The 13,544-nt window shown below is 62.3% G+C and carries 14 protein-coding genes; 11 read left to right on the top strand and 3 right to left on the bottom strand.

The genetic code is table 11. The features are described 5' to 3' along the window. Positions 1-195 precede the first annotated feature (195 nt). The 11 genes from GKO01_RS09410 to GKO01_RS09360 all read left to right on the top strand — a co-directional run bounded on the left by GKO01_RS09410 (position 196) and on the right by GKO01_RS09360 (position 11,027). Positions 196-1,668, top strand: coding sequence for a leucyl aminopeptidase (locus tag GKO01_RS09410; RefSeq protein ID WP_099286860.1), 1,473 nt, complete (start codon positions 196-198; stop codon positions 1,666-1,668). Then, complete coding sequence (locus GKO01_RS09405) at positions 1,652-2,128, top strand: DNA polymerase III subunit chi (protein WP_244901405.1); 477 nt, start codon at positions 1,652-1,654, stop codon at positions 2,126-2,128. The genes GKO01_RS09410 and GKO01_RS09405 overlap by 17 nt, the downstream gene beginning before the upstream one ends. An 84-nt stretch (positions 2,129-2,212) precedes the next feature. Next, positions 2,213-3,316 carry an aromatic ring-hydroxylating oxygenase subunit alpha gene (locus GKO01_RS09400; protein WP_244901404.1) on the top strand — a complete coding sequence of 368 codons (1,104 nt, stop codon included), beginning with the start codon at positions 2,213-2,215 and terminating at the stop codon, positions 3,314-3,316. Positions 3,317-3,337: 21 nt separating this feature from the next. Further along, positions 3,338-4,183: an aldo/keto reductase gene (locus GKO01_RS09395; protein WP_099286858.1), complete on the top strand. Its 846-nt coding sequence runs from the start codon at positions 3,338-3,340 to the stop codon at positions 4,181-4,183. 107 nt (positions 4,184-4,290) lie between these two features. Beyond that, the gene (locus tag GKO01_RS09390; RefSeq protein ID WP_244901403.1) at positions 4,291-5,532 is read left to right on the top strand and encodes a hypothetical protein; all 1,242 of its coding nucleotides are present in this window, start codon (positions 4,291-4,293) and stop codon (positions 5,530-5,532) included. Then, positions 5,532-6,401: a hypothetical protein gene (locus tag GKO01_RS09385; protein WP_099286856.1), complete on the top strand. Its 870-nt coding sequence runs from the start codon at positions 5,532-5,534 to the stop codon at positions 6,399-6,401. The genes GKO01_RS09390 and GKO01_RS09385 overlap by 1 nt, the downstream gene beginning before the upstream one ends. Further along, positions 6,398-6,919, top strand: a complete 522-nt coding sequence (locus GKO01_RS09380; protein WP_099286855.1) for a hypothetical protein — start codon at positions 6,398-6,400, stop codon at positions 6,917-6,919. Before GKO01_RS09385 ends, GKO01_RS09380 begins: the two co-directional genes overlap by 4 nt. After that, positions 6,919-8,007, top strand: coding sequence for a hypothetical protein (locus GKO01_RS09375; RefSeq protein WP_099286854.1), 1,089 nt, complete (start codon positions 6,919-6,921; stop codon positions 8,005-8,007). The genes GKO01_RS09380 and GKO01_RS09375 overlap by 1 nt, the downstream gene beginning before the upstream one ends. Beyond that, positions 7,977-9,443 carry an NADH-quinone oxidoreductase subunit D-related protein gene (locus GKO01_RS09370; protein WP_244901402.1) on the top strand — a complete coding sequence of 489 codons (1,467 nt, stop codon included), beginning with the start codon at positions 7,977-7,979 and terminating at the stop codon, positions 9,441-9,443. The genes GKO01_RS09375 and GKO01_RS09370 overlap by 31 nt, the downstream gene beginning before the upstream one ends. Continuing rightward, positions 9,440-9,925: an NADH-quinone oxidoreductase subunit B family protein gene (locus GKO01_RS09365; protein ID WP_174694276.1), complete on the top strand. Its 486-nt coding sequence runs from the start codon at positions 9,440-9,442 to the stop codon at positions 9,923-9,925. Before GKO01_RS09370 ends, GKO01_RS09365 begins: the two co-directional genes overlap by 4 nt. Before the next feature lie 166 nt (positions 9,926-10,091). Beyond that, entirely contained in the window at positions 10,092-11,027 is a 936-nt protein-coding gene (locus tag GKO01_RS09360; protein ID WP_099286853.1) for an ROK family protein, read from the top strand. Positions 11,028-11,100: 73 nt separating this feature from the next. Here GKO01_RS09360 and GKO01_RS09355 read toward each other — a convergent pair whose 3' ends face one another. From GKO01_RS09355 to GKO01_RS09345, 3 genes are all read right to left on the bottom strand, one after another. Next, positions 11,101-12,018: a CDP-alcohol phosphatidyltransferase family protein gene (locus GKO01_RS09355; RefSeq protein ID WP_099286852.1), complete on the bottom strand. Its 918-nt coding sequence runs from the start codon at positions 12,016-12,018 to the stop codon at positions 11,101-11,103. A 14-nt stretch (positions 12,019-12,032) separates the two neighbouring features. After that, on the bottom strand, positions 12,033-12,710 hold the full coding sequence (locus GKO01_RS09350; protein ID WP_099286851.1) for a phosphatidylserine decarboxylase: 678 nt from the start codon (positions 12,708-12,710) through the stop codon (positions 12,033-12,035). Positions 12,711-12,789: 79 nt separating this feature from the next. Further along, on the bottom strand, positions 12,790-13,506 hold the full coding sequence (locus GKO01_RS09345; RefSeq protein WP_099286850.1) for a methyltransferase domain-containing protein: 717 nt from the start codon (positions 13,504-13,506) through the stop codon (positions 12,790-12,792). Positions 13,507-13,544: the final 38 nt, after the last annotated feature.

The following is a 13,544-nucleotide window of genomic DNA, read 5'->3' as shown; positions in this document are numbered from 1 at the left end:
TTGATGCGAGTGGTGTCACTGCGGACAGGTCGGCACAGGCTCCTGAGGGCCGTTCCATGTTGCGAACGGAATTTTTGTTGCGGCGCTGAGCGCGATATCCGCATGGCAGGTCTTTCTCGAGGGAGGGCTTGTATGCCGGGGCGGTGTTTCCGATAACGGAGCTGACGATTTCATGTTCCAGACGACAGGGCCATCATGCTTTCAGTGATTTTCGATTCCCTTCCTGCTTTTTCGGCGGATGCGCCCAAGGCGGTTGTGCTGCTGTGCGAGGCTGCGGGTGGTGAGACGTTCTTGGCGCTGGACAAGGCGACGGCGGGTGCGGTGTCACGCGCTGTTGCCCTGAAGGGGTTCAAGGGAGAGGCCGGGCAGAGCGTGGTGCTGCCTGCTCCGGCTGAAGGGCTGTCGCAGATCGTTCTCGCCGGGGTGACGCCGAAGGGCGGCGCGGCTGTGGATGCTGTGGCGGTTGAGAATGCTGCGGGCCGGGCGGTGCGGCTGCTGGATGGTGTTGAAAATGCGGTTCTGGTCGTGTCTGGGGCACTGGAGCAGTTTGCTCCAGAATCGGCTCTGGGCGCGCGTCTGGCGTCTTATGATTTCGAGCTGTATCGCAGCAAGAAGCCCGGTGCGCGTCCGGTTCTGAAGTCGCTGACTGTTGCAGTCTCGGACGTGGCGGCGGCTCAGGCACGCTGGACGGCTCTGGATGCGGTGTCCCAAGGTGTGATCCTGACGCGGAACCTCGTGAGCGAGCCGCCGAATGTGCTTTATCCCCAGAGCTTTACGCAGCGGATTGAAGAATTGCGTGACCTTGGCCTGACGGTTGAGGTTCTTGACGAAAAAGCCATGACGGAGCTCGGGTTCGGTGCGCTTCTGGGTGTGGCGCAGGGCAGCGTACACAAGCCGCGGACGGTGATTGTCCGTCATGATGGCGGCGGCAGCGAGGCGCCTCTGGCGTTCATTGGCAAGGGGGTCACGTTCGATAGTGGTGGCATTTCCATCAAACCTGCGGCTGGCATGGACGAGATGAAGACCGATATGGGCGGGGCCGCGACCGTGATTGGTCTCATGAGTGCGCTGGCCCGTCGCAAGGCGCCGGTCAATGCGGTCGGTGTGGTCGGGCTGGTTGAGAACATGGTGTCCGGCGGGGCGCAGCGTCCGGGCGATATCGTGCGGGCCTATGACGGACAGACGATTGAGGTCCTCAATACCGATGCGGAAGGGCGTCTCGTTCTGGCGGATGTGCTGTCCTACACGCGCAAGCGGTTCAGCCCGAAGCTCATGGTCAATCTCGCCACGCTGACGGGCGCGATTGTAGTCAGCCTCGGCTATGAAAATGCCGGTCTGTTCAGCAACAGCGATGTGCTGGCCAAGGGGCTTTCGGAAGCCGGAACGCAGGTGGGTGAGGGCCTGTGGCGGATGCCGATGGGCGAGGCCTATAACCGTGAAATCGATTCCGATATTGCCGATATGAAGAATATCGGCGGACGTCCGGGCAGTGCGATCTTGGCTGCTGAGTTCCTCAAGCGCTTTGTGGGCGATACGGACTGGGCGCATCTCGATATCGCCGGGACGGCCTGGAAGACCAAGGCGTCTGCCATTGCGCCGAAGGGGGCAACGGGCTTTGGCGTGCGTCTGTTGGACCGGTTTGTGAAGGCGCATGAAGCCAGCGCCTGAGGGGCAGGATCACGCTGTGGATGTCGGGTTCTATCATCTGACGCGCACGCCGCTTGAGGAAGCGCTTCCGGCTCTTCTGGGCCGGACGCTGGATGCGGGGGAGCGCGCGCTTGTGCGCTGTCCTGATGCGGCGGCGGTCATGGCGCTGGATACGGCGCTTTGGGCGTGTCGGGACCCGGTGTGGCTTCCGCATGGGAGCGCAAAGAGTGGTCATGCGGCCCGGCAGCCGATCTGGCTGACGGAAGGCGAAGACGTGCCGAATGGGGCGCGTTTCCTGTTTCGGGTCGATGGTGCGGGGGAGGATGATTTCGCGCCATTCACCCGGATTTTCGATCTGTTCGACGGCGGCAACCCGCAATCCGTGCAGCGGGCAAGAGATCGCTGGGTGGCGATGAAAGCTTCAGGTCACAATCTCGTGTATTGGAAACAGGAAGAGCGGGGCTGGAAAAAGGCTGGGTAAGGTTTCAAAGTATGTCTGAAACCATTGATGGAAGGGGACCAATAACGGGGTCGTCTTTCATGTCATTGGAGAGGACACCTGACTGTGCCGGACCCCACGAATTCTTCCCCTGATCCTCTGAAAACCGATCTTCGTCGCGTCGATATCAATCCAGACTTCTGGTATCCGCTGGCGTGGTCGAAGGATCTTAAACGCGGGAAGACGATCGGGTGTCGGTTCGGACGTCATCCCATTGCGCTGGTCCGGCCTGCGGAAGGCAGCGTGTTTGCGCTGGAAGATCGCTGCGCGCACCGTCAGGTTCCGCTCAGTCTGGGCAAGGTGAGCGGCGAGGCTGTTCAGTGCTGCTATCACGGCTGGGCGTATGGCCGATCGGGGCGGTGCATTGATGTGCCGTATCTCGGCAAAGGCAAGCTGCCGAATGGTGTGAGGACTTATCCCTGCCGTGAGGCGGGCGGGATGATTTTCGTTTTTCCCGGTGATGCGGCGAAGGCGGACAGCATTCCCCTGCCGTCGCTGGCGCAGGTGGACAATCCGGCGTTCAAGACGCGGCATTTCAGCCCTGTCGTGAAATGCCATTACACGTTCATGCATGAGAACCTGATGGACATGAACCATCAGTTCCTGCACCGCCGCCAGATGGGGCAGATCAAGGCGCGTTTTCTGGGGCAGGATGCGGGCGAGGGCTTTATTGAGGCGCGTTACAGTTTCGCACGCAGCGGCAACCAGCAGCCACTGGCAGAGCGGCTGATTTTCGGCAAACACCATGATGATCCGGGCCGGGAGCAGCCGGTTGAGGAAATCGTCAGCATTCGCACGACCTATCCGTATCAGAGCCTGAAAATCCACGACAAGGATGGTGATCTGATCATGGAACTGTTCAGTGTTTACGTCCCGAATAGTGCTGATGGCGCGAGTACGCAGACATTCGGTCTGCTTTCGGTGCTGCGTCCGAAAACGCCATTCCTGATTGATGTGATCTGGCCCGCGCTGGGCATTTTCACGAACCGGATTTTTGAGGAAGACCGGGAGATCATGGAACTGGAGCAGGCGGCCTGGCGGGATTTGGGGGGAGATCACAACGTCGAAGTTTTCCCGATCGTGCGAAAGCTGCGCGACCTTCTGAAGGTCGAGGGGATTGTGAGGGAACAGACTGCCGATCCTGTCGTTGTTTGGGAGCATGGGTCTTGAGGGCAGGGACAGGAGGTGGTCATGAAAACAGTCACGCTCAGGAATGGTGTCACGGTTCCGGCACTGGGGATGGGAACCTGGAATATCGGCGACAGTGCTTCGCGGCGCAGCAGTGAGATCAAGAGCCTGCGCAAGGGGCTGGAGGCCGGTCTGCGGGTTATTGATACGGCTGAGATGTATGGAGACGGGCGCTCGGAAGATCTGGTGGGGGAAGCAATTTCGGATGTGCGCGAGGATGTTTATCTCGTGAGCAAGATCGTGCCGTCAAATGCGTCTTATGACGGGGTTTATAAGGCCTGTCAGCGGTCTCTGGAGCATCTGGAGACAGAGTGGTTGGATCTGTATCTGCTGCACTGGCACGGGGGGACGCCACTTGAGGAAACGGTTCAGGCTTTTGAGGATCTGAAGGACGAAGGTCTGATCCGGGGCTGGGGTGTGTCGAACTTCGATGTCGAGGACATGGAAGAGATCGAAAGCCTGTCCGAAAACTGTCTGGTCAATCAGATTCTATATAATCTGGAGCACCGGGGAACAGAGTTCGATCTTCTGGATCATGATCTGAAATCCGGAACGGTGACGATGGCCTATTCGCCGCTCGGGCAGGGCGGGGAGCTTCTGGAGCATCCGGCTCTGAAAGAGCTGGCGTCACGGCATGAGACGTCGCTTGGGCCTGCCGATCCGGCCCAGATTGCTCTGGCCTGGGTGTTGCGTCGACCAAATGTTCTGGCCATTCCGAAGGCCGCGTCTGAGAAGCATGTGGCGGGAAATCTTGCCAGTCTGGAGATCAGCCTGACGGATGCGGATCTCAAAACGCTTGACAGTGCTTTCCCTTCTCCGAAACGCAAGCTATCTCTCGCCATGATCTGACGGTCGTGATGGTTGCGGTCCGTTCTCCCTAACCTGCGGACCGCGCCCTGCATATTTTCACGTCCCTGTTCCATACTGATCCGGTTTCCCTCTGCCTTGCGGTTCTGGTGGTGCCTGCCTGTGTGCGGGTGATCCAGCCGGGGCGGTTCGGGCAGGCTGTAGTCGTGTGTCTGGCGGCTTTGGCTGCGGTATTGGCGCTTTCGCCTGCCGTTCTGGCTGTGTCGCTGGGCGTGATTGCGGCGCAGGAGCGGGATGCCTGTCCGGCGGTGTGGAGCGTTCCGGTTCTGCTGCTGAGCGTTCTGTTTCCCGCCCAGACACCTGTTTTGCTGGGGCTGCTGCCTGTTCTGTTCTGGTCTGCGCTCGTGCGTCGCAGAGACGGGGGCTGCTCCGCCGTTATGAGCATTCTGGGCGTGTCGCTGGTGTGGCATGCTCCGGAAGCTGTATCGGCCGAACTGGTTGCTGGTCTGGGTGTGGGTGTGCTCGGGCTGATCGGATGGTCCGTTCTGGGAGCGCGTCGGCCGGGAAATCTGGGGCTTTTGCGCCCCGTTCTGTTGATGGTTCTGGTGGTGGCCGCGCAGGACGAAGGGCTTGCGGTCTGTGCCCGGATTGCACTGGAAGCTGCGTTTCTTGATCTCGCAACTCTGGTTTTGACGGTATCACTGGGGCTTCGGTTTCCAGCGCTGGCCGTATTGCGTCTGCCGTTTCCGCCTTTGCCCGGACTGGTCGTTCTGTGGCTTGGGATTCATGCGGCGTTGGGCATGGCGGCGGGTGTCGAGGGCTGGAGCGTCCTCGGCGTGATTGTGGCGTTGCTTCTGGGCGTTCTGGCGCTGTCCGATCTGCTTGTTGTTGGGCGGCAGATGTCTGGAGGACAGGCTGCTATATCCGGTGTTTCCGTATTGCTGGTGGGTGCTGGGAGTCTGCTTTTGCCCGCGCTGGTGTTCGGGCTGACAAGCCCTGCGCTGCATGGTGTGGGAGGGGAATGGGTCTGGCCCGTCTGGAGTATTGGTGCAGGCGATGGCTCCCATTTCCGGTTGATGGCCTTCGTGATGGTTGGAGCCTTGATCTGGATTGTTCTCGTGCGTCCCTGGCGCATTATGGGGGGGATCGTTCAGGCGGCTTCCACGCTGGCTCCGGCATTGATGACATTGCTGGCATCAGGCGATGTCCTGTTTGAAGAGGCGCCGTCTCTGGGCTGGAGCCTGCGTCGTTTTGTCGTGTCAGGGCGAGTTCGTTTCAGGGCGCTGAAAGGGATGAAAGCGCCCGTTTTGCCCGATCTGCGTCAGGGGGCCGTGGGGCTCTGGCTTGTTCTTCTCGGCCTCGTTCTCGCGGTGCTGGGAGTGATGACGTAATGGCGCATGACGCGGGGCTGATTGCGTTGTCTGTGCTGGAAGCGCTGTTCCAACTGGGGCTGCTGCTCGTTCTGGCGCCTGTGCTGGGGTGGTGTCTGGACGGTCTGCCGTTCTGGCTGGCTGGCCGCGCGGGTGGTGCGGTGCGGTTTCGTCTTTTGGGTGCGGGTCGTTTCTGGAAAAACTTGTTCCAGACACCGCTTTCAGGGCGTCCGGCGCTTGCGTTGACCATGGGGCTGCTGGCGCTGGTGTGCCTGCCTGTGGTGACAACGGGATCGGTGCTGTCTTCGCTGGCGGATCCGCTCGTCATGGGGCTCATGCTGTTGATGGGGCGTGGATTTCTGGGGCCGGGCGTTTTGTCGGGAGAGGCATCGCGTCTGGTTCCGGCGGTTCTGCTGCTATGCCTGACGGAAGCACTGATCGCGCTGTCCGCTCCGGGGACAGATGGCCTTGGGGGCTTGTGTGCGATGTTGCATATCGAGCCTGAGCCGGGTCTGGAGGGAGCGCTAGCCGCCTGTGCGCTGGCTTTGGGAATTGCATGTCCGCCGCTTCGTTCCGAGGATGTGACGGGTATGTTGTCCGGGGTGCGGGACCGGCAGGAGCGTGAGGCGGCGCGCAGTATTGCGGATGTGCTGAACTGTGGCTGGCTGCTGTTATTGGCTGATCTGGCATGGCCGGTGAGTGTGGGGCTTGCGCAGGGAGGCGTTCAGGGCTGGTGGCTCGGACTGGTGGCACTTGCCGCACGGTTGACGCTGGCTGTGGCCGTGGCGGTCGGACTGAGACTGATGGCGCAGGAGCGGAGTGCACGTTTGACGGCGCTGTTTGCGGGGGTGGCGCTCCTTCTGGCTCTGGCGGGGAGGTTTGGCACATGATTGTAGGGTTCGGACTGCTTTTGCTGCTGGCCCTTGCAGGGTTGGGAAAAGACGGTCGGGGGTTGCCGCTTTATGGGGCGGTCTGCGCTTTTGCCGGGGCGACGGTTTGTTCGGGGTTGATGGCGCTGCTGACGTCCGTGGCGCTGATCGGGCTGAACGTTCTGGCATGGATCTGGCTGCGGCGGTTTGCACCGGAAGCGCCGGACAAGGCGGCTGTTTTGCCGGTTGTGGGCACGCTTGTTTTGTTGCTGGCGCTCGGTCTGTCAGGCGCTGGTCTGGGGCTTGCACCGGTTCTGGGCGCGGGAGCGGTTCTGGCCGGGTTATGTGGTGCTGCTTGGGGAACGCCGCTGGTTCAGTTTACCGGGTTGATCCGTGCGGCTGATGGGCTGGTTGTTGTGGCGTGCGTTCTGAATTCATGGCCGCTTTTTGCCGCTGCTCTGAGCCTGTGGGGCGTTCTGGCGGCCCTTGGCGTCACGCTGCTGCCCCGTCTGGCATGGCGACGGGTGGAGGACGTCTGATGCATCCGCTCGCACCTGTCGGTACGCTGTTTGCCGTCACTGTCTGGCCGCTTCTGGCAGCGTTCCTGCTGTTCCTGACGCCTGAAAACCGGCAGTCTGCGAGCAGTCGGACTTTTGCCGTGGCCGGGCTTGCCATCACGTCGCTGGCCGTGTGGCTGATGCCGGGCACGGATGCGCTGGCCGCTGCGTGTTCCTGCATCGTGACGGCCATTCCACTGCTTCTCCCGCAGGCCCGGGACCGAACGGGGCGGATTTTGCCGTTTCTGGTGACGGGGTGTGCGCTGCTGGCGCTGAACGTCCATTCGGCGTTCGCAGTGACCATCCTGTGTGGCGCAGGAGCAGTTCTTCTGGCGTGGCGCGAAGGGCGTGGTCCCCGGCAGGCCGCAATTGTGTGGGACATTGCGCGCAGTCGGCTCGGGGGTGTGGTCCTGGGGCTTCTGGGCGCGTCGCTGCTGCCGATGCAGCAGTCATCGCTGGGGGCGGTGCTGCTGACGGTCGGACTATGCATGGTGGCGGGTCTGGGGCCGTCACCCGCGCCTGCGCCGGAGGCGGCGCTTCTGGATACGGGGCTGCGGTTTGCGGCGCTGATGCTGATGTTCCGCCTGAGTGCCTATCCGCTGGTCCATCTGCTGATGCTGATTGCGGGTTTTGGAACACTCCTCATGCTGGTGGTGACGCGCTCGACGGGGCGGACGATTGCCTTGCCGATGCTGTCGGCGCTGGGCGCTATTGCGGCCGCGACCGGCGAAGGTCCGGCGATCGTTCTGCTGCTTCTGGCGGCGCTGGGACTGGCCGTTCTGGATCTGCATGAAGGTGAGGGAGCGGAGACCATCGGGGCAGGAGCCGCACCTTGGCCGGTGTTCTGCGCTCTGGTCGGGATCGGGCGGTCGCTTGATGCCGGGCAACTCGTTCTGCTGGTGTTGTGTCTGCTGCCTGCTTTGTGGTCCGTACGGCCTATGACATTGCTGCCAGCCTTCGGACGGGGGGAGCGGGGTATCGTCGCTGTGACACAGACTGTTCTTCTGCTGGGCGGTTTGTGTGGCCCGCTGTTTCTTGCATGGCATCCGGTGACGGGGTGGCGGCCATGAAGAGCATGGGGCGCATCATCCGTGGTGGCGAGCGTGTGGCGCTGTCGCATTATCATCTCGATCCCGCACAGTGGAGCGATATGCTCTGTGTTCCGGGCGCGACGTTGCCGCTGATCTCGTGCTGGGCGGATGATGCGCGCGCCTATGTTCTGCTGCTGGAGGGGGATCGCCCGATTCTGGCGAGTACGGTTGTGGAAGACCGTCGGTATTTGGCGCCGTCGTCGCGGTTTGCCGGGGCGGAATGGGGCGAGCGCGTGTCGTATGACCTGTATGGCGTCGAGGCTATGGAGGCGCGTGGGAACGGTACGCCTGCGCTGGATGAAGGTGGCTGGACGTCCACATGGCCATTGTCGTCCCGTCCCGGACCGGCTTCGGGGGGGCTGCGTCCGCTCGGAGGGAGCCGCTTTCTGCGCCCGGAGCAGACGGGGTTGAGTGGCCCTCTGGATCTGTCTTTCGAGGTTCTGAAAGGGAAGATCCGGGCTGTGGATGTCTGTGCGGGCGGGGCACATCGGGGTGTGGTGTCGCGTCTTTTGGGGAAGACGCCGGAGGAGGCCATGTTCCTCGTGGCGCGGATGACGGCGGGTGGTTTCGTGGCGCATCCTCTGGCTTTCGCGCGTGCTGTGGCGCAGGCGCGCGGGCAGGTTCCGGGGCCGGGAGTTCGGGATGTGTGGATGATCCTGCTGGAGATCGAGCGGATGTCGCTTCATCTGTTCGACATGGCCCGGACGGCGCGGGGCGTGGATGCGGAATTGCTGGCGACACATTGTGATCATGCGCGCGAGGCCATTGCGCAGGCCTGTTCGGAGCAGGGCGTGTCGCGGCGTTTGATGGATACGGTGAGTTGTGGCGGCTTTCGCGAGGGGTTGGAAATCGTCCCGCTGGCGCAGGCTGTTCACGCGGCGATGCAGCCACGTCTTGCAGCGCTGGAGGAGCTTCATCGGGTTTTTGCGTCCCGTCTGAACGGGTTTGCAGTTCTGGATGCGCGGCTGGCGGAGCGTTTTGCCGTTGGGGGCGTGACAGGGCGTGCGAGCGGTCGCAGCATGGATATGCGACGGCGGGAAGCCGGAATGCGGCTGGAGGCGCTGCGGGCGACGGGATCGAGCAGTGGCGATGCCCGGGCGCGTGATGGGCTGCGGCTTGCGGAAATCAGGGACTCGCTGAAGCTGATGGAACGGATTCTGGGAAGCATCGGTCTGGACGATGACGAACCCGCGCCGGACAGCACGGATGAGGGTATTGGCGTGGCCGAGGGCGCGCGCGGAGACGTGTGGTACTGGGTGCGGTTGAAAAACGGCCGGATCGAGAACCTGCATGTCCGTGATCCGGGTGTCTCGGTTCTGCCGGTTCTGGGGGTAATGTTGCAAGGCTGTCCCGTGGAGCGGGTACCTGCGGCTCTGGGGTCGATCGGGCTGTCTCCGGCGGGGATTGCGTTGTGAATGGGTTGCGACGAACGGGGCCTCTGAGCCTGCTTTATGCGTTCATGGATGCGCGGCGCTGGTGCCCGTCCTCTGACGAAGTGCTTCCGCGTCGTGAGCGCCCCATCGGGCTTTATGTGCTGGAGACGGGGGGATGCGAGGGCTGCTTCATGGAGATCGAGTCTCTGAAAAGCAGTGCTTTCGCTCTGGAGCAGGCAGGTTTTGTTTGTGTGAGCGATCCCGCGGATGCTGACTGGTTGTTGCTGACCGGCGCGGTGACGCGGGTCTGTGCTGAGATGGTGGATCGGGTCTGGCGGGCGATGCCGCCGGGCCGGAGCCTGATTGCGGTCGGGGCCTGTGCGGTCGACGGAGGGCCGTTTCCAGCCAGTTACGCGACGCTGGGGGGCTTGCAGGCTCTGACGCCGGTGCGGCGTGCGATTCCAGGCTGTCCACCCGCGCCACAGGAGATCCTGCACGCGCTTCAGGAACTGGCGCGGGTCTGATCGCGATATTCTGAAACTGGAAATTGCCTGAAACAACGAAGTTTTGTCTTCGGACGGCTTGTCGTGACACGGTTTCGCGTTAAAGCAGACGGACGCACTGGATGCGTTTTCCCATGAGGTCCGGCCACCTGTTGTTCAGGTCGCCGCACAGAGCACAGGGCTTGAGATGGCTGATTATCGCCTTGGAATTGATCTTGGTGGCACGAAGATCGAAATCGCGGTTCTAAATCGTTCGGGCGATCTCGTCCTTCGGGAACGAATTGCCAATCCCGGTATTTATAACGAGGCCGTTCTGGCGATCCGGGATCTGGTGGCGGATGTGGATCATCGTCTTGGTGCGGTGCCGAGCCACCGCGTTTCGGCGGGGCAGCATACGTCCACGCTGGGCATCGGGATTCCGGGATCAATCTCGCCAGAGAGCGGGCTGATCAAGAATGCCAATGCAACCTGGCTGAACAACCAGCCTTTCGGGCACGATCTGGAAGCCGCGCTGGCCCGTCCGGTCCGGACGGAAAACGACGCCAACTGCTTTGCCCTCTCGGAAGCTGCCGATGGTGCGGCTAAGGGCATGCTGACCGTTTTCGGTGTCATTATCGGGACGGGTATGGGCGCGGGCATCGTCAATAATGGCCGCGTTCTTGAAGGGCGTCATCATATTGCTGGTGAATGGGGGCATCTGCCTCTGCCCTGGCCGACGGAAGAAGACGCGCCGCCGCGGGAGTGCTTCTGTGGGAACAAGGGCTGCATGGAGCGCTATCTTTCGGGCCCGGCACTCGCTGCGGACTGGAAGGGGCCTGGGCATCGCAATACGGCCGGTATCGAAGAGGCTGCGGCCAATGGCGATCAGGCTGCGATTGCAGCCCTCGGCCGTTATACTGAGCGTTTTGCCCGGGCCTGCGCCATGGTCATCAACTTCCTTGATCCGGATGTGATTGTTCTAGGTGGTGGTGTTTCCAACCTTCATACGCTGTATGAGCGCGTGCCGCCGCTTCTGGCCAAGCATGTCATTACGCCGGTCTGCACGACGCCAATCGTGAAGAATAAGCATGGTGACAGCTCTGGCGTGCGTGGTGCGGCATGGCTGTGGGACGTGACGGAATAAGTCTGTCGCGTATTGGAGATGAAAAAGGCCGCCCGGAGAACCGGGCGGCCTTTTTTGTTGGGATTTCCTGCTCTCAGGCGGGTTCTTCTTCCACCGTTTCCGACATTTCCTCTGCCGCCAGTTTCAGGCGGTGGTAAGAGCGGCGGGAGAAGGGTAGGATCGCGATATAGAGCAGTCCCGCACCGGCGAGGGCGCCCCAGGGGTCTGCGACCAGAAGGGCCGCATACAGGCCGGTTCCGAGCATCAGGGGCAGGACGTAGCGGGCCGGAACCTTGAAGTTCTTGAAGGACCAGACCGGAAGCGTCGAGACCAGCAACAGCCCTGTGACGATCAGACAGACGGCCGAGACGAGGGGCAGGCGGGCGAATGCGGCCAGACCTTCAGCATGCAGGCGGTCGGCTTCAAGGCCGAGGAAGACCGGGAACAGGACCAGTCCAGCGCCCGCAGGGGCCGGGACGCCTGTGAAGAAGCTGTAGGAATAGTCCGGCTTGTCGTCGTCATCGAGGCTGGCGTTGAAGCGGGCCAGACGCAGAGCCATGCAGACGGTGAACAGGATGCACGGGACGAAAGAATAGCGCCCGGCATGTTCGAGCGACCACATCAGCAGCACGAAGGACGGTGCGACGCCGAAGCACACGAAGTCCGACAGGCTGTCGAATTCTGCGCCGAAGCGTGTGGCGCCCTTGAGGAGGCGCGCGATGCGTCCGTCGAGTCCGTCGATGCAGGCGGCGATCAGGAGTGCCACGGCCGCGGGTTCAAACTGGTGTTCGAGCGCAAACCGCATGCCGCTGAGTCCGGCGCAGAGGCCGAGCATCGTCATGATGTTGGGGATGAGGCGGTTGAACGACGGCCCGCGCACACGGGTGCGCGGGTTGCGGCCCATACGGCGGAGTCTGCGTCGTATGCGGCGCTTTCGGCCAGAGGCGCTCACAGAGGCACCAATAGACTGGGCGGGTTCGCGGGTGGGTTCAACCGTCGGAGGCTTGGTCATGTATGGCGTCTGGCTCAGAGCGTCGCCAGGACAGTTTCGCCACCAACCATGGTCTGCCCCTCCACAACCAGAGGTTCGACGCCGGGCGGCAGATAAACGTCGGTGCGCGAGCCGAAGCGGATCAGGCCGAAGCGCTCGCCTGCTTCCATGCGATCGCCTTCCTCGACGAAGCACAGGATGCGGCGCGCGATCAGGCCAGCAATCTGCACGACGCCGATATTACGGCCATCCGGCAGCGTCAGGCGCAGTTCATTGCGCTCGTTGTGTTCCGACGCCTTGTCGAGGCTGGCATTGAGGAACTTGCCTGCGTGATAGGCGATCTTCGTTACTTCACCGGCGGCGGGCATCCGGTTGATATGGACGTTCAGCACGGAGAGGAACGTCGAGACGCGCCAGACCGGCGTGTGTCCCATTTCCAGCGCGGGTGGTGGCGTGACGAGGGCGACGGATGTGACGCGGCCATCGGCGGACGCCAGCACCAGATCGGCGCGCGGCGGTGGGGTGCGTTTGGGATCGCGGAAGAAGTACAGGCAGAACGCCGTGAAGGCGATGCCCGCATTGCCCAGCAGGCGCGTGGCGCGCCAGGGCGTGGCCCGTCCGATCAGTCCGACAAGCGAACCGGCGAGGAGGAAGGGAGTCGCGGCGCGGTGCGGCGGCGACAGGACGAGCTTGAAGGACTGGATCAGCGACATGGAACGCACTCTTACGGCACACGGCGGGAGGGTCAAGAATTCGCCACAAAGAAGGCGTTTTTCGGGCAGGTTTTCTGGTTCAGGCGGGTCTGGCGACCTGTTGGGGGAGTGTGGCGGCCAGTTTGTCGTCGATCATGGGGATTCCGGCATAGGCATTTTTTCTGGCCGTGACGAGGTGGACGCCGCCGCATGGCAGGCGCAGTCTGTGCCCGATCTGCTCCATGAGCCGTCCCTGTGTGGCGGAAAGAGCGGCGGGTGGCGCCATCAGAGCACCCGAATGGTGATCGATCCGGAACAGGGTCTGGTCGAGCAGGCGGGTTAGCTGGCGGCTGCTGTAGGGACTGCCGTGGCCGAAGGGGGTGGCGTCGGTATGCGCCCAGTAGCCGGAACGGTTGGGAACGATCAGGATTAGGACGCCGTCATCAGTGAGGGTGCGCCAGATGGCCCGCAGGAAATCCGGAGCGACACGCGTGAATTCGAGACCATGCACTACGAGCACCGCGTCCATTGAAAGGTCGTCGAAAGGCAGGCGGGCGCTGTCGACGATGCAGTCTTTTGAGGAAGGGTGAAGTGTTTTCTGCGTCTGAGCGTGAAGCAGGCGCGCGGAGACTGCGAATTCGGCACTTTCGGGAAGATAGGGGGCTGTGTAGCCTATGCCGAGAATGCGTCGGCCTCGCATGGGAGGCATGATACGTCGCAGGCGCTCGTTGAGGAGCAAGGCCGTGCGCTGTCCCTGTCGGCTTTCATAGAAAGTGGCGGCATCATCGGAACGGATGCGGGCCAGGGACGTCAGCATGCAGCTACCTCATCAGCAGGACAGTCCAAGGGGAACAG

It is taken from the genome of Gluconobacter kondonii (assembly GCF_002723995.1).
Lineage (GTDB): Bacteria > Pseudomonadota > Alphaproteobacteria > Acetobacterales > Acetobacteraceae > Gluconobacter > Gluconobacter kondonii.
Note: the sequence above shows the minus strand (reverse complement) of the source record. Positions and strands in the feature narration are given on the sequence as shown.